Below are 19,308 nucleotides of genomic sequence, written 5' to 3'. Positions count from 1 at the left end.
TACCGGGACGGCGTCACTTGAGGTCGGCGTCGTCGGCGCGGGCCGCCCACGCCGCGAAGTTCTCGCCGTCCACCCGCTGTGCCTGGAAGCGTCGCAACACCCGCTCGACGTAGTCCGGCAGGTCGTCCGCGGTGCTCTTCAAACCGCGGATCTTCTTGCCGAAGGCCTGGGTGAGGCCCATGCCGCCGCCCAGGTGGATCTGGTAGCCCTCCACCTGCTCGCCGCGCTCGTTCAGCATCAACTGGCCCTTGAGACCGATGTCGGCGACCTGGACGCGCGCGCACGAGTTCGGGCAGCCGTTGACGTTGATGCTGATCGGGTCCTCGAAGTCCGGCAGGCGCTTTTCGAGTTCGTCGATCAGCGTGGAGGCGCGGTCCTTGGTCTCCACGATCGCCAACTTGCAGAACTGGATGCCGGTGCAGGCCATCGTCTGGCGACGGAACACGCTCGGGTCGACCTCGTAGCCCTCGGATTTCAGGGAGGCGCTGATCGAGGCGATGCGCTCCTCCTCGACGTCGAGGATGATCAGCTTCTGGTCGGGTGTGGTGCGCACGCGGTCCGAACCATGCTCCTCGGCGATCTCGGCCACCCGCAGCAGCGAGGTGCCCGACACCCGGCCCACCTTCGGGGCGAAGCCCACGTAGAACCGGCCGTCGTTCTGGCGGTGCACACCCACGTGGTCACGGCGCACGCCCGGGTCCAGGACCGGCTCGGGGCCGTTGGGGAGCTTGTGACCGAGGTACTCGTTCTCCAGCACCTCGCGGAATTTCTCGGCGCCCCAGTCCTTGATCAGGAACTTGATCCGAGCGCGGGTGCGCAGCCGGCGGTAACCGTAGTCGCGGAAGATCCCGGCCACACCCGCCCAGACCTCGCTGACCTGGTCGGGACGCACGAACGCGCCCAGGCGCTTGGCGAACATCGGGTTGGTGGCCAGGCCACCGCCGACGAAGAGGTCGTAGCCCGCCTCGCCCGCCTCGTTGCGCACACCCACGAACGCCACGTCGTTGATCTCGTGGTTGACGCAGTGCACGGTGCAACCCGAGAGGGAGGTCTTGAACTTGCGGGGCAGGTTCGAGAACTCCGGGCTGCCGATGTGCTCGTCGTAGATCTGCCGGATCTGCTCGCTGGGGTCCAGGACCTCTTCCTCGGCCACCCCGGACACCGGGCAGCCCATGATCACACGCGGGGTGTCACCACAGGCCTCGGTGGTGGACAGCCCCACCGACTCCAGCTTCTCCCAGATCGCGGGCACGTCCTCGATCCGGATCCAGTGGTACTGGACGTTCTGGCGGTCGGTGACGTCGGCGGTGTCACGGCCATAGTCGCGGGAGATCTCCGCGATCGCGCGCAGTTGGGCCACGCTCAGCTGCCCACCGTCGATGCGCACACGCAGCATGAAGTAGCGGTCGTCGAGCTCCTCGGGTTCCAGTACGGCGGTCTTGCCGCCGTCGATGCCCGGGGCCCGCTGGGTGTAGAGACCGAACCAGCGGAAACGCCCTCGAAGGTCGGCGGGGTCGATCGAGTCGAACCCGCCCTTGGCGTAGACGTTGACGATCCGATCGCGGACGTTGAGCCCGTCGTCGTTCTTCTTGTTCTCCTCGTTCTTGTTCAGCGGCTCACGGTAGCCGAGGGCCCATTGGCCCTCGCCACGACTGCGCCGAGGTTTGGTGGCCGTCGCGGCCTTGCCGGGCTGCGCGGAAGAGGGAGGCATCGCGGGTGTCTCCGATGGGGTCACGGGGGTGACCACGGTCCCGGTGCCATCACCGCAGGGCCCGTCGGCACCGCACGTCCTCGTGACAGGTGCAACGGGTGAAGTCCGCGTGTGTGGGAGTTCAAGAAGAGGGTGGAGCGCCGGGGCCGCGGGCACCCACTGAGTTCACGGGGTGCTCAAGGCGGCGAGGGTTTATCCGACGCTGCGACAGATGGCGCTGCTGACCCGAAGGAAGTCCACGTGGCGGCGCACGCGGAGCATGGGGTCGATAACAGCGGTCATGCCTTGAGAATGGCACGCCCGTCGGGTCGTTGTCCAGGTGCGCGGTCGTCATAGGCGGGTGACCCACGTCATGTCGCGGCGTCCCCGGTCATGGTGCGAAAGCGCCCGAGCTGCTCCATTACCGCTAACGTTCTCCTTGTGGTGGGTCTTTGGGAGAGCTTGTGGAGAGCGGCCGACGTGTGGCTCCGTCGGCACCCCATGGTCCACAACGGCACCCTGTTGGTCCTGCGCACCATCCGCGCCTTCGCCCGTGACCGCGTGGTCGGCCTGGCCGCCGAGTCGGCCTTCTTCGCGCTGATCTCCCTGCCGGCGCTCCTGTTGTGTCTGTTGGGCGCGCTCGGACCGTTGGCGATGGTCTTCGGTGAGGACCTCGTGATGGAGATCCGAGAGTGGATGCTGGACCTGGCCGCGCGCATCCTCACCCCCGACACGGTCGCCTCCGTGGTGGAACCGCTCGTGGACGACTTCCTCGGAGGTGTTCAGGGCGGGGTGCTGTCGGTGACGTTCCTGGTGTCCCTGTGGTCGGGCTCGCGCGCGATGAACGTGTTCATCCGCTCCATCACCATCTCCTACGGCCTGGACGAGCTCCGCGGCTGGCTGGGTCAGCGCCTGCTCGCCTTCTTCGCCTACCTCGGCGGCCTGTTCTTCGCCGTGCTGGTGCTGCCGATCCTGGTGGCCGGGCCGGACCTGGTCCACGAACTGTTGCCGATCACCGTGGGCAGACTCAATCTCCTCTACTGGCCTCTCGTGGCCTTGATGGTCACCGCCGCGGTGACGCTGCTGTACGCGCTCAGCGTCCCGGTGCGCACCCCACTGTGGCGCCACCTGCCCGGGGCGGCGCTGGCGACCCTGGTCCTGCTGAGCGGTTCGGCGCTGCTGCGCGCCTACCTGGACGCCTCCTTCGGCCAGGTGAGCATCTACGGGTCACTGGCCGCCCCGATCGCGATCCTGGCCTGGTTGTACGTCATGGCCATCGCGGTGCTCGTGGGGTCTTCCCTCAACTCCGAGATCGACGCCCTGTGGCCGACCGTGCGCACCGCCGCCGCCCGCGCCGACCTCGCCAACCGCCACTTCGAACGCGCCGACCGCATCGCCCAACGCCGGGAACAGGCGGTCATCGACACCATCAACGAACAGAACGGTCGCTGACCACAAACGGCCGAAAGCTCCCACACCAGGGCCGTCGTCGGTATTCTCGCGCCGTCCGGGGGCGCGAGCCCGTCGCCCCGAGCCGGATCCCCCACGAAAGGCCCCCGAGTGACCTCCCCCCGATCGTCCCCGGCCAGGGAGTGCCTTCTCCTGGGTGTGTGCGCCATGATGTCCGGTCAGTTCTCCATGATGCTGCGCATGGTGCTCACCGACCACCACCCGCTGCACGATCCCGGTGTCGCCTCGATCGTCATGTCGGGGCTGCTGGTGCTGCTCATGATCACCGTGCTGTTCGTCCTGGCCGGGCCCGCGTTGCCAAGGCCGTTCCGTGAACCGGAGGATCCTCCACCGCCGGCACCGTCGACGCCCCGGATCATGACCTGGATCTCGTGGGTCATGGTGGTCGTGCCGGCGCTGATGCTCGGGTCGGAGCTGCGCCACCTCCCCGCTCTGTGGCCACTCGCCCTGTTCTCCGTCGCGGGTCTGGTCTTCGCCCTTCTGTGCACCCGGGTCCATCGACGTGAGCGCGCCCGGATCTTCGAAGCGAAGGAGCGTACGCGATGAGGCCCTGGCAGTGGCTGGCGAACATCCCGGGCCTGGCCGTCCTTATCGTGGTCAGCACCGCCCTGACGATGCACGTCACCCAAGACCGAGTGTCGGTGCCGATGGGGCTGTGGACGGCTGTGCTTCTCGTTTTCTTTGCTGGAACGGCCTATTTCGTCGGCCTCATGGAAACGACTCCGTCGGAACGGCAGCGGGCCAAGGGGGCCAACCCGCTCGCCGGTATGGCCTTGGTGAACCTGTTCCTGTCGGTGGGCGGGATTCCCCTCGCGGCGTTCCTGATCATGTGGACCAGGCAGTGGGCGTTGACCCCCACTCTGTTGGTCGGTCTCGCGGGACTCGTCCTCTCCTTCGTGTTCTGGAAGCGTGAGAGGGGCACTCTCCCCGAACCACTGCCCGAGCCCACCCCCAAACTCGTGGGCATGCCCGTCGACGCTCGGCTTCCGGACGGCTGGATCCCCGTGTACGTGCACCGACCGGGTGGCCGCTACCGCGACATGCTCGTCGACTACCGGCTGTACGTGGACGGTGCCCGGGTGGGAGAGCTCGGGCCGGGACGGACACTGCTGATCGGTCTCACCGCGGGGGCGCACGTGTTCCTGGGGCGGATGACCGGTGGCTCCAGTCCGGTCCTGGACCTGTGGCTGAGCGAGGGCAGACCGGTCCATCTGGTGCTGGAGCCGAACGGAAGCGACCTGGAGGCCCTGGCGCGGGTGTTCACCCCCGGCGCCTACCTCAGGCTCGTGCGCCGGGAACAGCCGGGTGTCGGTTTCGAGAACGGTGCGCGGGGACCGTACCCGTGAGTTTCCGGAAACGCGGAGTGGCCGGATCCGGCCAGTTTCGGCGTCAACTTCGACACCTTTCTGCGTGTCCGAACCAGTGCCGATGGAACGAAGCGTGCCCGGTGTGCGGCGAGTGATTCCGGATCAACGCAGGTCACCCGATACGTCAAGTGAAAACCGTGGGAGTGAGCGCGAACCATGCCCGTTTTCCCGGCATCAGATACGGTCGGTCGGCTCCTGTGGGGATCAGTATGATCACGTCCAGCAATGACTACGTCTGTGCCGTAACCCCCTGTTCGGTCACCCCGCCGAGCCGCCACCGCACGTCATCGTCGACCACGATCTCCTCTCTCCAGTACACGAACAGGTCCATGTTCCACATGCCTTCGGAGGCACCATGAGCCGGGCGTCCCGCCCGGGGCATCCCCGGCCCACCGCCGTCATCGTCATCGCGCCGGACGAACGCAACGCCGAAATCGTCATCGAGGGTCGGCGACAGGTCGTCCAGGGCCAGGCCCCCAAGGAGACCCGGCGCGCGGCGCTGGACGTCGCCACCGGATACGCCGCGCACATCGGCCAGCCGGTGCTCGTGGAAGCACGTGACGCCAACGGTTACTGGCGTCTGCTCGCCACCCCCGACGGGGTCGTCCAGGCCGCCGACCAGCCGGTGCCGGGGCCGCCGCAGGGACCTCCGCGGCAGCCTCCGACCGGACCCGGGCCCGCCACGGGCCCCACCGCCCCGAAGGACCGTGCCGCCGGGGCCAAGCGTCGACGCCTGCTCTTGGTCGTCGGCGCCGCCGGTCTGGCCCTGCTGCTCCTGGTCGGGGGCGGCCTGGTCGCCGCGAGGTTCCTCTCCGGCTCCACCGAGGCCTCCGGCGAGGAAGGCGACGACACGACGGTGGAACTGGACCACCCCGCGCCGCCCGGTTACGCCACCACGGTGGACATCACCGAAGAACTGGCCCCCGACACCCTGCCGTCGGTCGACCGCGAGGGGGAGCGCCTCGCCTACATCGACCCGGCGGAGCGGCTCAACCTGCTCAACGCGGAGGGATCCCGCGAATGGTCGGTCGATCTGCCCTTCGAGGCGGGTAAGGCGCTCGGCAGCCCCCGTTTCGTCGAGTTCGACGGCGGAACCCACGTCGCGCTGGAGACCCCCGGGGCCCTGTGGCTCTGGCCGGAGGAGGGAGGAACCGCCGTCAACGTCGAGTTGACCGAGTCCGCCTCCGCCCAGTTCGTCGGCGACGGCGTCCTGGTGCGCGATGACGACAACGCCTACGTCCTGGTGGACGGAGAACTCGCCGAGGTCGAGACCCCCGGCGGTTCCGCGGCGCTGCTGGCCGAGGACGGCCGCGCGCTCGCCGGCGTTCTCCAGGGGCCCTGGCACTGGGTCGCCCCGGGCGAGGACCCTCAGCGAGTGGAACCCGAACAGCCCGACGGCGCCGGCGATCTGGCCGAGGTCATGACCTTCCTGCGCGGCTACGCGCTCGTCCACTGGGAGACGGAGGACGGCGACGGTCACCTCCTCGCCTTCCACGACAACACCGACGGTTCGGTGCTGGGCACCGCCGAGGTCGAGGAGGAGGACCTGGCGGAGGTGCAGCATCGCACCGGCCCCCTCGGCCCGGACCTGGCGGCCTACGGCCCGGTGCTGTTCGCCCCCGGCAGCGGTGAGACCAACGTCGTCCCGGGTTTCGAACCCGAGGTCGCACTCGGCGACCAGGTCTTCGGTGAACTCGACGGGTCCAGGGTGGCGATCGACGCCTCCGGTGCGCTCACCGACGTTCCCGAGGGCGCAGAGACTCCGCGCGGCCTGCTCGGCGACCGCGCGGTGGTGGTCCACGACGGCCACCTTTATGCCATTTCCCCTGAGTGATCACTGCACAAGAGAAAAGAAAGGAGTCGGATGTCCCCCAAGAATCGGGTACTCACCGTAACGGCGGCGGGTCTCTTCATGGCCGGTTTCTCCGTGGGCCCGGCGTTCGCCGTGACCGCTGACGAGACCACTCCTGACGTCACCCCCGAGGTGACCGAGGAGACGGTCGAGTCCCAGCCGGTCGAGCTCGAGATCGACCTCGGCGAGGTCGTGGAGCGTCCCGTCGAGAACGTCTTCAACATCCTCCCCTTTGACGAGGACGATGGCGAGACGCCTCCCCCTGGTGACGGTGGTGAGGAGCAGCCGCCGCCGGTCCCCGTCGACCCGCCGGATGACGGCGACGACGAGGACGATGGCGAGACGCCTCCGGACGAGGGCGAGGAGCCCCCGCCCGGTGGCGAGGAGCCCCCGCCCGGTGACGGTGACGACGGCGACGATGGTGATGACGGCGACGACGGCGAGGACGGTGGCGAGACGCCTCCGCCCGGCGACGACGACGAGACCACGCCGCCGGACGACGGTCAGACCCCTCCCCCCGGTGACGGTGACGACGGCGACGATGGTGGCGACGACGGCGAAGGCGACGACGGTGAGGGTGACCAGGGCCAGACCCCTGGTGCGACCACTCCCACCACGCCGGCTCCGGCGTCGAACGCCGGTGACCCGAACCTCGCCGCGACCGGCGTCGACCTGTCGGGCTTCGTGCTCGGTGGCGCCGTCGTGGCCGGTATCGGTGCTCTGGCCCTGTGGGCCGGCAGCCGCCGTCCGGGCCTGGCCGAGTAACACCGCGTCCGTGCCCACGAGACTGTGGGCCCTGATGTGAGGAGGGCCCCGACCAGCATGGTCGGGGCCCTCCGTCATGTGATCACGACCGTGGACGTAGGGCCGGTGCCAGGAGGAAGGCGGCCGCGCCCCCGACGGCGATCACCCACAGGGCACCGCCCAGGGTCACCGAGTCGGCGAGGAACCCCACGGTCGGGGGGAAGGCCAGGAACCCCACGCGGCCCAGCCACCCCACCAAGGTCACCCCGTCACCGGTGCGCACCCCCGGAACGTTCCCGGCGGCGGCCAGGGTCAGCGGGAACAGGGTGGACACGCCCAGTCCCATCACCCCGAAGCCGATGATCGTGGTGACCGGGTGCGGCAACGCCAGGGCCAGGGCCATGCCACCGGCGGACAGCAGCCCGCTCGCCTGCCCGACGACCACCGCCCCGAACCGGTCGGTGACCCGGTCGCCGATGAGCCGCCCGAACGCCATCATCGCCTGGCATGCCACGAACGGCATGGCGGCCAGGAACAGCGCCGCGTCCAGTTCCGAGGTCATGTACACCGCGCCCCAGGCGGCGGCGGAGTCCTCGATGCCGCCCGCCATCATCAACAACATGCCCAGCGCAAGGAGCAGGACCACGGCGCGACCGGACATGCGGACGCGACCACCACCGTGGCCGTTGGTCCCGTCCTCGCGTTCGCTGTTCTCCGGTCCGGGCAACAGCATGCGGGAGACCACCAGGTTGATCACCACGAGCACGGTGGTCACCCCGCACAGGTGCCACAGGATGGGCACCCCCGCGCCCGCCATGGCGGCACCGAGCAGTCCTCCGGAGACCGCGGCCAGGCTCCAGACCGCGTGGAAGGTGTTGATGATGCTGCGTCGATAGCGTCGCTGCACTCGTAGGCCGTGCGAGTTCTGCGCGGAGTCGGTCCAGGTGTCGGCGACGCCCAGGACGAAGAGGGCACCGGCGAGCATCCACCAGTTCTGCGCGAGCGCGATGAATGGGAGCGCTCCCAAGCTGATCAGGCTCGTACCCACCGCGGTCCGACCACTGCCGAACCAGTGGATGAGCGGACCGGCGAACATCCCGGTGAGGATCGCGCCGAACGGCATCGCCGCGATCGCCAATCCCAGTTCCGCGTTACTCAGCCCCAGCCCGTCCTTGATCACGGGGAGCCAGGGCACCGCGTTGGTGTAGGTGAACCCGTTCACGAAGAACAGGGTCGACACCGCGACCCGGGCACGCCTGGCCTCGGGCGGTGGTGTGGTGGCCGTATCGGTCGGGGTGTTCACGGGCGGCTCCCTAAGCGCTTTCGATGCGGGCCGATGCTATCCAGTCCGGTCATCGGATGAACAGTGTTTTGTCGCGCTCGGTCCCGCCGGGCTTGCCTTTCGGAGCGGAGGTGTTTTACATAGGGAACCCGTGTCCTCACCGAGAGCCCGGAAAGGACCCGCTCGACCCCGCCCTCGCCCCACCCCGCCCCGCCCACACCTCGTCCCCCGCCCAGGCCCATGCACCCAGGCCACGCCACCGCGTCCCGTTCCCGCGTGCGGCATCCCCGCCCACCGTCTCCCTCACCCGGGTAATGCCGTGCCCCACGGTCCCGGCCGGAACCGGAAGACCCGCATGATCAACACGAGCGCGCTGCGAGACAAGCCCACCCTCAACGGCGAGAACGTGTCCCTGGTCCCCCTCGGCCCGGAACACACCGACGCCTACTTCGCCGCGGGACTGGACGAGGAGGTCCGTAGACTCACGGGGTCGCACGGGCACCTGACCTATGAGCAGGCGCGCCTGTGGTGTCACGGTCGCGCCGAAGGGGACGACCGCCTGGACCTGGCGATCACCGAACCCAAGGGCGGTCGTTACCTCGGTGAGCTCTCCATCTACTCGGTGTCCCCGGAGAACGAGACCGCCGGCTATCGCATAGCGCTGTCGGCCATCGAGTTCACCGGTAAGGGGCTGGGCCGGGAGGCCACCCAACTGGTCATGCGCTACGCGTTCGAGGAGATCGGCCTGCACCGGCTCTGGCTCCAGGTGTACGCCTTCAACATGCGGGCCATCGCCGTCTACCGTTCCTGCGGTTTCTACGTCGAGGGTCGTCTGCGCGAATCACTGCTGTGGGAGGGGCGCAGACACGACGCGCTGCTGATGGCGGTGCTGCGTGACGGCTTCCGGCCGGCCTGACACCGGGCGATCGGCGGTTTCTCATCTTCCGGTGAAGGGTGCGGGTTTTGCCCGGACCCGGGGTTGTAATCCGTGTACGGCGGGGTATGCCGGTAGCACTTTGCGAGCGGCGTGATCCACGGACAGCCGGAAGGAGGGGTGTCGGGTCCCATGGCCCCGGCACAGGCGACGACATGAACCCGGTACCCGTATCCCTGCCCTTCACCGACCGGACCGAGGCGGGCCGACGCCTCACCGATCGCGTGCGCCCCTACGCGGTCGAAGACCCGATCGTGCTGGCCCTGCCACGCGGTGGCGTGCCGGTGGGAGCCGAACTCGCGCGCGGTCTCGGCGCGGACTTCGACGTCCTCATGGTGCGCAAGATCGGCCTGCCCGGTCGGCCCGAGACCGGGGTCGGCGCCATCACCGAGGACGGTCACGTCCTCTACGACGACCTCGCCCTGGCACGGATGCGCGTTCCCCGCCAGGCGCTCTCCGACACCGTCACCTCCGAACGCGAGGAGCTCGACCGCCGGCGACGTATCTACCGGGGCGAGCGGTCCCTACCCCGGATCACCGGCCGCGACTGCGTGGTGGTCGATGATGGGGTGGCCACCGGTGGCACCGCCCGCGCCGCGCTGAGGATGGTGCGCCAGGCGGGCCCCTCCAGCCTGGTCCTGGCGGTCCCGGTGGCCTCGCCCGAGGCGCTGGAGATCCTCAAGGGGGAGGCCGACGCGGTGGTGGTGATCGGCGCACCGGACAACTTCCGCGCCGTGGGGGAGTGGTACCGGGACTTCGACCAGCTCTCGGACGACCACGTCACCACGATCCTGACCGAACTGGAACGCTCGCGCCCTCGGCCCGAGGTGGCCCGCGCGGTGCGCATCCGCGCCGGGCAGGTCTACCTCGACGGTGACCTGACCATGCCCACGGCCCTGCGCGGTGTGGTGGTGATGGCCTTCGGCCGTGGACGAGGGGACCCCGAACGACGAGCGATCGCGGCCTCGTTGCAGCGGGCCGGATACGCCACCCTGCTGTTGGATCTGATGACCGGTGACGACGGTGACGACGAGGGGGACACCGAGGTCCTGGGCGAGAGGTTGGGCGCGGCCGTCACCTGGTTGCGCCGGGCCACCGACGCGGCCAGCGAACCCCTGGGCGTCATGGGTTGGGGAGACGCGGCGCCCGCGGCCCTGGTGGCCGCGGCGGAGCTGCCGCAGGACGTGGCGTCGGTCGTGGCGCACGGTGGCCGTGTGGACTTGGCCGAACCGGCGTTGGGCAAGGTGCGCGCGCCCACGCTCGTGCTCTTGGAGAGCGAGGACTCGTTCGTACGTGAGCTGGGGGAGTGGTCGAGGGCCCACCTGGGAGGCTCCTCGGAGCTGGGCGTGGTCTCGGGGACCGACCGCCTCCTCGGCGGGACACGGCAGTGGCGCGAGGTCGCGGTGCGCACCCTGGACTGGTTCGACCGGCACCTGTTCCGCCGTGCCGAGTAGGGCGGGGCGGCCGGGCCGAAGATATTACAGCGGCTCGCTCGAAGGTGCCTTCCGAGTAAGACGTTCGAGTCCGTTCCGTGACCCGGACAGTGGAAAACCCGCGGCGCCCTCGACATGAACGTCGGGGCGCCGCGGGTCATCGGGGCCGGGGCCTTCCGGAAAGAGTTCCGCGTGGGGAATGAAACGCGGACTTAGGCGGCGTTGGCGCGTCGCATACGACGACGGCGCTCAGAGGCGCGCTCGTCCTCGTTCAGACCACCCCAGGTGCCGTACTTCTCCGGACGCGAGATCGCATAGTCCAGGCAGTCGGTCCGAACCGGGCAGGCCGCACAGATCTCCTTGGCCTTGCGCTCACGAATCTCCCGCTCCGGCTGGCGCTCGCCATCCGGGCCGAAGAAGAGCACAAGGTCCTCGCCCCGGCACGCGGCGGCATCCTGCCACCCCCAGCTCGGGCGGGGGCGCAGCGCGGCCTGCCGACGTACCTGAGACATGCTTGAACCACCTCTACTGAAATCACTAGTAAGCTGTCTTAAAAAGCTTCAGTCACCAACAAGTCGGTCACGCGGCGCGAGGCACCCCGCACGACGCAAACGTCGTGCGGTGCAGGTGTTGTTCCCCGGTGTGGCTGAGACCACGAGAAGCACCATCACAGCAGGCGATGCCTGTCGATGAAGGGGTGCTCTCACGCGAACGGCCGCGGAGGCGGTGACAGCCTCCGTCCGAGCCGGTACGTAATCATGCCATCCCCACTCCCGATCGTGCACGGGGGGTGGGGAAATTACTCGTTCAACTGTTACCGAAACCTGATGTCTGACATCAGCTCTGTGGGTATTTGTCCGAGTTTGTCGCAGATCACATGTACGACCGTCTTGCGAAGGACAAGGGACATCGTATGGCGCTATGTCGCCCCTGCCTAGGGGGTCCCCCTGATGCGCCCATCACATTCTGGTCGCTGTAGATCTGCGAGATTGGGTGGGACCGTATGTCATCACCCTCCGCGAGGAGCGACCGAGTGCTCGCCGGCACCCGACGAGGCCCGGTGTGGCGCTCGTGTCCCGCGGCGTCCCCTAAGGGTAGGTCCAGGGATCCAAGGTGGAACAGGGCATGGTGTCCGAGCGTCCCAGACGATAGAAAACAGGATGCGTTCGATCGAATACCCGACGAACGGCACCCACGCCCAGGACAGACTCAAGGAGACGAATCACCGTGGCCCTCTTGCGGCTCATTCTCAACATCATCTGGATCTTCGTCGCCGGGTTCTGGCTGGCGCTCGGTTACGTGTTCGCCGGCGTCATCTGCTGCATCCTCATCGTCACCATCCCGTTCGGGGTCGCGTCCTTCCGTATGGCCAAGTACGCCATTTGGCCGTTCGGCCGTGACCTCGTGCGCCGTCAGGGCGCCGGCGGTGGTTCCACCCTCCTGAACGTCATCTGGCTGATCGTCGCGGGATGGTGGCTGACCATCGGCCACATCGTCACCGCCGCCGGTCTGGCCGTGACCATCATCGGAATCCCCATGGCGTGGGCCTCCATCAAGATGATCCCCGTGGCCCTGGCCCCCTTCGGCAACGAGATCGTCGAGAGCGGGCACGCCCGGGAACCCTGGCAGTTCTGACGGAGTTGTGTCCTTCACAGGGTCGGGGAGAACCCGGACCCTGTACCGTGCATCAACCCCACTGCGACACCCACGCACCATCCGCCTTCCATCCCCCGAACGAGACGAAACGGCATACGGGTGGTCGCCGTCGATGAGCGACCTCGGTGTCACCACCGGAGAATGGAGTCCATGTGCAAGCCCAGCGGCCGGGAGTTTGGGCGCTCCTGAACAAGTGGCTCGTGTCCCGCAGAGCCCGCGCCGAACGCCTCGCCCACCTGGAGGCGCAGGAAGAGGCCCGGGCCGAGGTCGAGGCCAAGGTGGAACAGGAGAAGCGGGTCGCGGCCGAGCAGGATGACGTCGGTGCCGGCGACCTGTTGCGAATGGTCAGTGACGTCGCCTGGCGGATCCTGCTCATCGGCGTCGTGGTGGGCCTGTTCGTCTACGCGGTCATCCACCTGTCGGTGATCACCCTGCCGGTGGTGCTCGCCGTCTTCATCACCGCCCTGCTCATGCCGATGACCAACTGGCTGCGGAGCAAGGGACTGGGGCGGGGATCCTCGACCGCGCTGTCCGTCCTCTCGGCACTGGTCGTGCTCAGCGGCGTGGTCACCATGATCGTCTCTCCCGCGATCCAGGGCTTCGACGGGCTGGTCGCCAGTGTCAGCAGCGCCTTCGTCGAGCTCCAGAAGGTGGAGATCCCCTTCGTCGACCAGGCGTTGTTCACGGAGATGCTGAACAACGCCTGGGCGCAGGTCCAGGGGATGATCACCGACAACACCGACCAGTTGCTCAGTGGCGCCTGGACCGCCGGCACGGCCGTGGTGCAGCTCCTGCTCGGCCTGGTCCTGATCATCGCCATGACCGTGTACTTCGTGCACTCCGGCGACAAGCTCATGGACTGGGTCGTCACCCTGCTGCCGCCCAAGTCCCGCCCCGGCCTGCGCCACGCCAGTGGCGTCGCCTACGGGGTGATGGGCCGCTATGTGCGGGGTGTGGCGATGGTCGGTGTCATCGACGCCGTCGGCATCGGCATCTTCCTGTTCATCTTCCTGGACGTGAACCTGGCCATCCCGCTGATCGTGCTGACGTTCATCGGCGCGTTCCTGCCGGTCATCGGCGCCTTCCTCACCGGTCTACTGGCGGCCATGGTCGCCCTGGTCGCCGAAGGCCCGGTCATCGCGCTGATCATCGTGATCGCGGTCGTCGTGGTCCAACAGGCCGAGAGCAGCTTCTTCGCTCCCCGGATCTACGGACAGGCCCTGGAGCTGCCCTCGCCGGTCGTGCTGATCGCGATCACCGCGGGTGGCATCCTCGGCGGCATCCCCGGCATGTTCCTGGCGACCCCGATCGCCGCCGTCCTGGCGGCGCTGCTGCGCAACCGTCCTCCGGTCAGCACCGAGAACAACTCGGGTGGGCAAGAGGAGTCCGGCCCGGTGACCGCGGACAAGGACAAAGCGGTCGTGGTGGTGGCCCAGGGCCAGGAGACGACCGAACCGGTCAAAGGGACGAAGGACAAGACCGTCAAGGACAGGGCGGACAAGGACAGGGAACAGGGATGACGACCTGATGTGAGCCCGCGCCCGCGGCGCGGGGAATGGCCACGCCCCCGAACCCGTTGTGAGGGTCGGGGGCGTGGCCGTGCACGCTCCGGCCCCCGTGCTCCGGGGGCTCCGGGAAAAACCCTTCACCGACCCCCTCACCCGTGCCGTTAGGCTGGGTCGGTCCGCCGGGGCGCTCCCGCCCACCCGACCCCACCCGCCGGCCCCACGAACAAGGGCTTGGCCGCGCGCGGTCCAGGGCAGCCACCGACCGTCACACCACCTTGAGGAAGCTCCACCCATGCTGATCGCCACCGACCTCGAAATGCGCGTCGGAGCCCGCCTCCTTCTGGAGCCGACGACCTTCCAGGTCGCCGCGGGCGACCGGATCGGTCTGGTCGGCCGCAACGGTGCGGGCAAGACCACCATGACCAAGGTCCTGGCGGGTGAGGGGCTGCCCACCGGTGGGACGGTCACCTCGTCCGGCACCATCGGTTACCTGCCCCAGGATCCCCGTACCGGAGACCTGGACGTCATCGCCAAGGACCGTGTGCTGTCCGCCCGCGGGATCGACGAGGCGCTGCACGGGCTGCGCGAGGCCGAGAAGAAGATGGCCAGCGACCACGAGAAGACCCGCAACAAGGGCGTGCGCCAGTACGCGAGGTGGGAGGAACGCCTCCACGTGCTGGGCGGGTACGCCGCGGACTCCGAGGCCTCGGCTATCGCCTCCAGTCTGGGCCTGCCGGACAAGGTCCTCGGCCAGCCGCTGCACACCCTCTCCGGTGGCCAGCGACGCCGCATCGAACTGGCCCGCATCCTGTTCAGCGGTGCCGACACGCTGCTGCTGGACGAGCCCACCAACCATCTGGACGCCGACTCCATCGTCTGGTTGCGCGACTTCCTCAAGTCTCACCGGGGCGGGCTCATCGTGATCAGTCACGATGTCGAACTGGTCGAGCACGTGGTCAACAAGGTCTTCTACCTGGACGCCAACCGCAGCGTCATGGACATCTACAACATGGGCTGGAAGCAGTACCAGGTCCAGCGCGAGGACGACGAGCGTCGACGCCGCAGCGAGTTGGCCAACGCGGAGAAGAAGGCCGACACCCTGCGCAAGCAGGCCGAGCGTTTCCGCTACAAGGCCACCAAGGCCCGCGCGGCCCAGCAGATGCTCAACCGCGCCGACAAGATCGTGGACGGGGTGCAGGGGGTTCGCAAGGCCGACAAGGTCGCCAAGCTGCGTTTCCCGGACCCGGCCCCCTGCGGTCGCACCCCGCTCATGGCCGAGGGACTGTCCAAGTCCTACGGTTCGCTGGAGATCTTCACCGGGGTGGACCTGGCCATCGACAAGGGCAGCCGGGTGGTCATCCTGGGGCTCAACGGAGCGGGCAAGACGACCCTGCTGCGCCTTTTGGGCGGGGTCGAGGAGGCCGACACCGGTCGGGTCGTTCCGGGCCACGGTCTCAAACTCGGGTACTACGCCCAGGAACACGAGACCCTGGACGTGGGCCGCAGCGTTCTGGAGAACATGATGAGCGCCGCCCCGGACCTGCCCGAGGTGGAGGCGCGCAAGACCCTGGGATCGTTCCTGTTCACCGGCGACGACGTCGAGAAGCCCGCCGGTGTGCTCTCCGGTGGTGAGAAGACCCGGTTGGCCCTGGCCACACTGGTGGTCTCCAGCGCCAACGTGCTGCTGCTCGACGAGCCCACGAACAACCTGGACCCGGCCAGCCGCGAGGAGATCCTCTCGGCGCTGCGCAACTACAAGGGCGCGATCGTCCTGGTGACACACGACGAGGGCGCCGTCTCCGCCCTTCAACCCGAGCGGGTCATCATGCTCCCGGACGGGGTCGAGGACATGTGGAACGCCGACTTCGAGGACCTCATCGCCCTGGCCTGAGTCGGCCCGTGGGAACACGGTGAGGGAAGGGGTGGACGCCCAGAAGGCTGGGAGGTTCACCCCTCCTCTTTTTCGGACAGGGTTTGTGTGTCTCCGAAACCCCGGTCACTCGGTGTGTCCACCGTCGGTTGTGGCGGTCCGGGACGCCCATGCCTGATCATGGCTGTGGTTCCGGCACCCACGGTGCCGGAGTGTCTTGAACGGGAGAGAACTGTGAGTGACGAGTTGAGGAAGGGCGCCCGGGTCTCGGGTGCAGGTCGCGCGGAGCTGGCCGCCGATCTCAAGCGCCGCTACGACGAGGGGGAGAGCATTCGTGGTCTGGCCGCGGCCACGGGCCGTTCCTACGGTTTCGTGCACCGTCTGTTGGGCGAGGCCGGCGTGGAGCTGCGCGGGCGTGGTGGGGCGACACGCAAGGCGTGACGGTCGGTGTCGTCGCCGGGGTTACCCGCGAGTAGGGTCGGGGGTGTCACACCGATCCGACGGAGGAACACATGTCCCAGGCCCAGCAGGAGACCGGCGCGCGGCAGGCGCCCACCGAGGAGGAGCTGACCCGCGCGGGACTGCGGCTGTCGGTGGAGGGCGCGGTCGCCCGCATCACCATCGCCCGCCCCGAGCGCCGCAACGCGATGACCGGTCGCACCTGGACGACCATGGCCCACATCGGCCAGACGCTCCCCGGGGATGTCCGAATCGTCGTCATCTCCGGGGAGGGCGACATCTTCTCCGCGGGCATCGACCTCAACATGTTCACCCCCGAAGGGGTGGACGGGGAGCGCTCGATCATCGACGGGCTGGCCGAGGGGACCACGGACGACGCCGAGCTGGACGCCTACATCGCCGAACTCCAGGAGGGCTTCCGCTGGTTGCGCCGTCCCGACCTGGTCACCATCGCCGCCGTGCGCGGACACGCGATCGGCGCCGGGTTCCAGCTGGCCCTCTCGTGTGACCTGCGCATCCTCGCCGACGACGCCAAGTTCTGTATGAAGGAACCCGCCCTGGGCTTGGTGCCGGACCTCACCGGCACCAAGCCCCTGGTGGACATCGTCGGCGTCCATCGCGCCGTCGAGATCTGCCTGACCGCCCGCAAGGTCGGTGCCGAGGAATCTCGCGAGATCGGTCTCGCGACCCTGGTCGTGGGCGTCGACGAACTCGACGGTGCCGTTGACGACGCCATCGCCGGGCTCCTCGCGGTCAACGCCGACGCCGCCGTCGCGACCAAGGCGCTCCTGTGGCAGGCCGCGGACAACACCCTGGAAGAACAGTGCGCCGCCGAGCGCAAGGCCCAGGCCGGTCGCCTCACGGCCATGGCCAAGGCCATGGCCGCCGGTTCCTGATCCCGGAGCACGGCCGATGGTGATCGGGGCGGGCGGGGAGACCGGTATCACCGGGGAAATGCCCCCGTCCCGTCCCCGCTCAGAGATGATCTCTAGTACGCTGCTGCAAGCGGTCGTTCAATGCCGCGCGCATAAGAGCGCGCCGGGCCGCCAAGACGCGGAGAGCGTGTCGACCCGGTCGACGTCACTCTTGACCCGAAGAGCACACGAACCCCACACGAGACGGGGTCGCTTCCGCGTGTGATCAGGCGCGTTTGTGTGATTTCTTCGCTGGGTCCGCTGTGACCGTGTGAAGCCTTCCTCGAAACGCCGCCAAACGATGAGGAAGGTACACGTCACTTGACGACGGACACTGCCGTAATGCCTGCCTTCGACAGCCTTGGCCTGCCCAAGGACATCGTCGAGGAGCTGGCCAAGAACGGTGTGACCACCCCGTTCCCGATCCAGGCCGCCACCATTCCCGACGCCATCGAGGGCCGCGACGTCCTCGGTTGTGGCCGCACCGGATCGGGCAAGACCCTGGCCTTCGGCCTGCCGGTCCTGATGCGCTGCTCCGAGCGCCGCGCCGCCGCCAACCGCCCCCGGGCCCTGATCCTGGTGCCCACCCGTGAGCTCGCCCACCAGGTGCGCGACTCCCTTCGCGGCTACGCCCGCGTCGTGGGCGTGCGCGTGGGCGACGTGGTCGGTGGCAGCTCCTACACCCGCCAGATCAACGAACTGCGCCGCGGCGTCGACGTCCTCGTCGCCACCCCCGGCCGCCTGACCGACCTGATCGAACAGGGCGCCTGCGATCTGGGCGACGTCGAGGTCTCGGTGCTGGACGAGGCCGACCAGATGTGCGACATGGGCTTCATGCCGCAGGTCAGCGAGCTCCTGGACCAGGTCAAGCCGGACGGGCAGACGCTGCTGTTCTCGGCCACCCTGGACGGTGACGTCGACAAGCTCGTGCGCCGGTACATGAGCGACCCGCGCACCCACTCGGTCGACCCGCCCGTCTCCCAGGTCACCACCATGGAGCACCACCTGCTCAAGGTGCTGCCCCGCGACAAGAACAAGATCGTCACCCAGATCGCCGCGCGCGATGGCCGCACCATCATGTTCGTGCGCAGCAAGTACCGCGCCGACACCATCAGCGAGCAGCTGATCGAGGCCGGCGTGCCCTGCGCCTCCCTGCACGGTGGCAAGACCCAGAGCGTGCGTACCCGCACCCTGGCCAAGTTCCGTGAGGGCAAGATCCAGGCCCTGGTCGCCACCGACGTCGCCGCTCGCGGTATCCACGTCGACGGCATCGACATGGTCGTCAACATCGACCTGCCCACCGGCCACAAGGACTACCTGCACCGCGGCGGCCGTACCGCCCGCGCCGGTTCCTCCGGCCTGGTGGTCTCCCTGGTGGCGCCCAACCAGCGTCGTATGGCCCGCCGCCTGCTCAGCGACGCCGGCGTCGAGGCCAAGCAGCACCTGGTCAACCCCGGAGACGAGTTGCTCTCCGAGGTGACCGGCGCCAAGGAGCCTTCCTGGGAGCCGTGGATCGAGCCGCCGGAGCCCGTTCGCGAGCGTCGCGGCCGTGGCGGCCCCCGTCGCGGTGGCGGCTACCGCGGTAACGGTGGTGGCTACCGAGGCGGTTACCGTGGTGACCGTTCCGAGGGTGGTTACCGTGGCGGCGGTCGTAACGACCGTGATGGCGGTTACCGCGGTGAGCGTTCCGAGGGTGGTTACCGTGGCGGTGGCCGTAACGACCGTGAGGGCGGCTACCGCGGAGACCGCCCCGAAGGCGGCGGTTACCGTGGTGACCGTCCCGAGGGTGGCGGCTACCGTGGCGGCGGCGAGCGTCGGGGCGGCTACGGCGGCGACCGTCGCGGTGGCGGTGGCCCCCGTGGCGGCTTCCGTGGCGACCGTCGCGGTGGCGGCGGCCCCCGCCGTGGTGAGCGCTTCGACTCCGCTCCCCAGCGTTAGGGACTGAACTGAGGAGGGGCCCGGACCGGCACACGCCGGCCCGGGCCCTTCGTCATGGTCCGGAACATGGGTGTTTACGGTCCTTTACCACCTCTTCGCGTGTCCCGGAGAAGCCGCGATCACCCGGAGGAGCACAGTGGGCGGGAAACCCCGAAGTCGCACTCGGGACCACCACGCCCACCTGAAGGGGA

17 protein-coding genes are annotated in these 19,308 nt (G+C 68.6%); 13 read left to right on the top strand and 4 right to left on the bottom strand.

Translation table 11 applies throughout. The features are described 5' to 3' along the window. Nucleotides 1-13: 13 nt before the first annotated feature. Both ACWGSK_RS14395 and ACWGSK_RS14390 read right to left on the bottom strand, forming a co-directional pair. The gene (locus tag ACWGSK_RS14395; RefSeq protein WP_358505708.1) at nucleotides 14-1,711 is read right to left on the bottom strand and encodes a nitrite/sulfite reductase; all 1,698 of its coding nucleotides are present in this window, start codon (nucleotides 1,709-1,711) and stop codon (nucleotides 14-16) included. A gap of 192 nt (nucleotides 1,712-1,903) precedes the next feature. Beyond that, entirely contained in the window at nucleotides 1,904-1,993 is a 90-nt protein-coding gene (locus tag ACWGSK_RS14390) for a putative leader peptide (protein ID WP_358505711.1), read from the bottom strand. 138 nt (nucleotides 1,994-2,131) lie between these two features. Between ACWGSK_RS14390 and ACWGSK_RS14385 the strand changes: the two genes are divergently transcribed. The 5 genes from ACWGSK_RS14385 (at nucleotide 2,132) to ACWGSK_RS14365 (ending at nucleotide 7,144) form a co-directional block, all read left to right on the top strand. After that, on the top strand, nucleotides 2,132-3,142 hold the full coding sequence (locus tag ACWGSK_RS14385) for a YihY/virulence factor BrkB family protein (protein WP_452455996.1): 1,011 nt from the start codon (nucleotides 2,132-2,134) through the stop codon (nucleotides 3,140-3,142). 108 nt (nucleotides 3,143-3,250) lie between these two features. After that, nucleotides 3,251-3,706 (top strand): hypothetical protein, encoded by a 456-nt coding sequence (locus ACWGSK_RS14380; RefSeq protein ID WP_452455995.1) that lies wholly within the window; start codon nucleotides 3,251-3,253, stop codon nucleotides 3,704-3,706. Beyond that, a complete protein-coding gene (locus ACWGSK_RS14375; protein WP_452455994.1) occupies nucleotides 3,703-4,506 on the top strand; it encodes a hypothetical protein in 804 nt (267 codons plus the stop codon). Before ACWGSK_RS14380 ends, ACWGSK_RS14375 begins: the two co-directional genes overlap by 4 nt. Nucleotides 4,507-4,882: 376 nt before the next feature. Next, a complete protein-coding gene (locus ACWGSK_RS14370; RefSeq protein ID WP_452455993.1) occupies nucleotides 4,883-6,361 on the top strand; it encodes a hypothetical protein in 1,479 nt (492 codons plus the stop codon). 30 nt (nucleotides 6,362-6,391) lie between these two features. Then, on the top strand, nucleotides 6,392-7,144 hold the full coding sequence (locus ACWGSK_RS14365) for a hypothetical protein (RefSeq protein WP_452455992.1): 753 nt from the start codon (nucleotides 6,392-6,394) through the stop codon (nucleotides 7,142-7,144). Nucleotides 7,145-7,226: 82 nt separating this feature from the next. Here the strand turns inward: ACWGSK_RS14365 and ACWGSK_RS14360 are convergent, their stop codons facing one another. Then, nucleotides 7,227-8,426 carry an MFS transporter gene (locus ACWGSK_RS14360; RefSeq protein WP_358505729.1) on the bottom strand — a complete coding sequence of 400 codons (1,200 nt, stop codon included), beginning with the start codon at nucleotides 8,424-8,426 and terminating at the stop codon, nucleotides 7,227-7,229. 334 nt (nucleotides 8,427-8,760) lie between these two features. Between ACWGSK_RS14360 and ACWGSK_RS14355 the strand changes: the two genes are divergently transcribed. Beyond that, a complete protein-coding gene (locus ACWGSK_RS14355; protein ID WP_358505732.1) occupies nucleotides 8,761-9,321 on the top strand; it encodes a GNAT family N-acetyltransferase in 561 nt (186 codons plus the stop codon). 173 nt (nucleotides 9,322-9,494) lie between these two features. Beyond that, nucleotides 9,495-10,793 (top strand): phosphoribosyltransferase family protein, encoded by a 1,299-nt coding sequence (locus ACWGSK_RS14350; RefSeq protein ID WP_452455991.1) that lies wholly within the window; start codon nucleotides 9,495-9,497, stop codon nucleotides 10,791-10,793. A 191-nt stretch (nucleotides 10,794-10,984) separates the two neighbouring features. Here the strand turns inward: ACWGSK_RS14350 and ACWGSK_RS14345 are convergent, their stop codons facing one another. Further along, nucleotides 10,985-11,284, bottom strand: a complete 300-nt coding sequence (locus tag ACWGSK_RS14345; protein ID WP_017588640.1) for a WhiB family transcriptional regulator — start codon at nucleotides 11,282-11,284, stop codon at nucleotides 10,985-10,987. Nucleotides 11,285-11,999: 715 nt separating this feature from the next. Between ACWGSK_RS14345 and ACWGSK_RS14340 the strand changes: the two genes are divergently transcribed. From ACWGSK_RS14340 to ACWGSK_RS14315, 6 genes are all read left to right on the top strand, one after another. Continuing rightward, nucleotides 12,000-12,407, top strand: a complete 408-nt coding sequence (locus ACWGSK_RS14340; RefSeq protein ID WP_358505738.1) for a YccF domain-containing protein — start codon at nucleotides 12,000-12,002, stop codon at nucleotides 12,405-12,407. A gap of 173 nt (nucleotides 12,408-12,580) precedes the next feature. Next, the gene (locus tag ACWGSK_RS14335; RefSeq protein ID WP_358505741.1) at nucleotides 12,581-13,948 is read left to right on the top strand and encodes an AI-2E family transporter; all 1,368 of its coding nucleotides are present in this window, start codon (nucleotides 12,581-12,583) and stop codon (nucleotides 13,946-13,948) included. A 280-nt stretch (nucleotides 13,949-14,228) separates the two neighbouring features. Further along, the gene (locus ACWGSK_RS14330; protein ID WP_358505744.1) at nucleotides 14,229-15,827 is read left to right on the top strand and encodes an ABC-F family ATP-binding cassette domain-containing protein; all 1,599 of its coding nucleotides are present in this window, start codon (nucleotides 14,229-14,231) and stop codon (nucleotides 15,825-15,827) included. A 213-nt stretch (nucleotides 15,828-16,040) separates the two neighbouring features. Continuing rightward, the gene (locus tag ACWGSK_RS14325; protein ID WP_067599734.1) at nucleotides 16,041-16,247 is read left to right on the top strand and encodes a helix-turn-helix domain-containing protein; all 207 of its coding nucleotides are present in this window, start codon (nucleotides 16,041-16,043) and stop codon (nucleotides 16,245-16,247) included. Nucleotides 16,248-16,318: 71 nt separating this feature from the next. Next, the gene (locus tag ACWGSK_RS14320) at nucleotides 16,319-17,161 is read left to right on the top strand and encodes an enoyl-CoA hydratase/isomerase family protein (RefSeq protein ID WP_358505748.1); all 843 of its coding nucleotides are present in this window, start codon (nucleotides 16,319-16,321) and stop codon (nucleotides 17,159-17,161) included. Nucleotides 17,162-17,521: 360 nt separating this feature from the next. Beyond that, nucleotides 17,522-19,117, top strand: coding sequence for a DEAD/DEAH box helicase (locus ACWGSK_RS14315; RefSeq protein WP_452455990.1), 1,596 nt, complete (start codon nucleotides 17,522-17,524; stop codon nucleotides 19,115-19,117). The last annotated feature ends 191 nt before the right edge of the window (nucleotides 19,118-19,308 follow it).

It is taken from the genome of Nocardiopsis sp. NPDC055551, from assembly GCF_053619415.1.
Note: the sequence above shows the minus strand (reverse complement) of the source record. Positions and strands in the feature narration are given on the sequence as shown.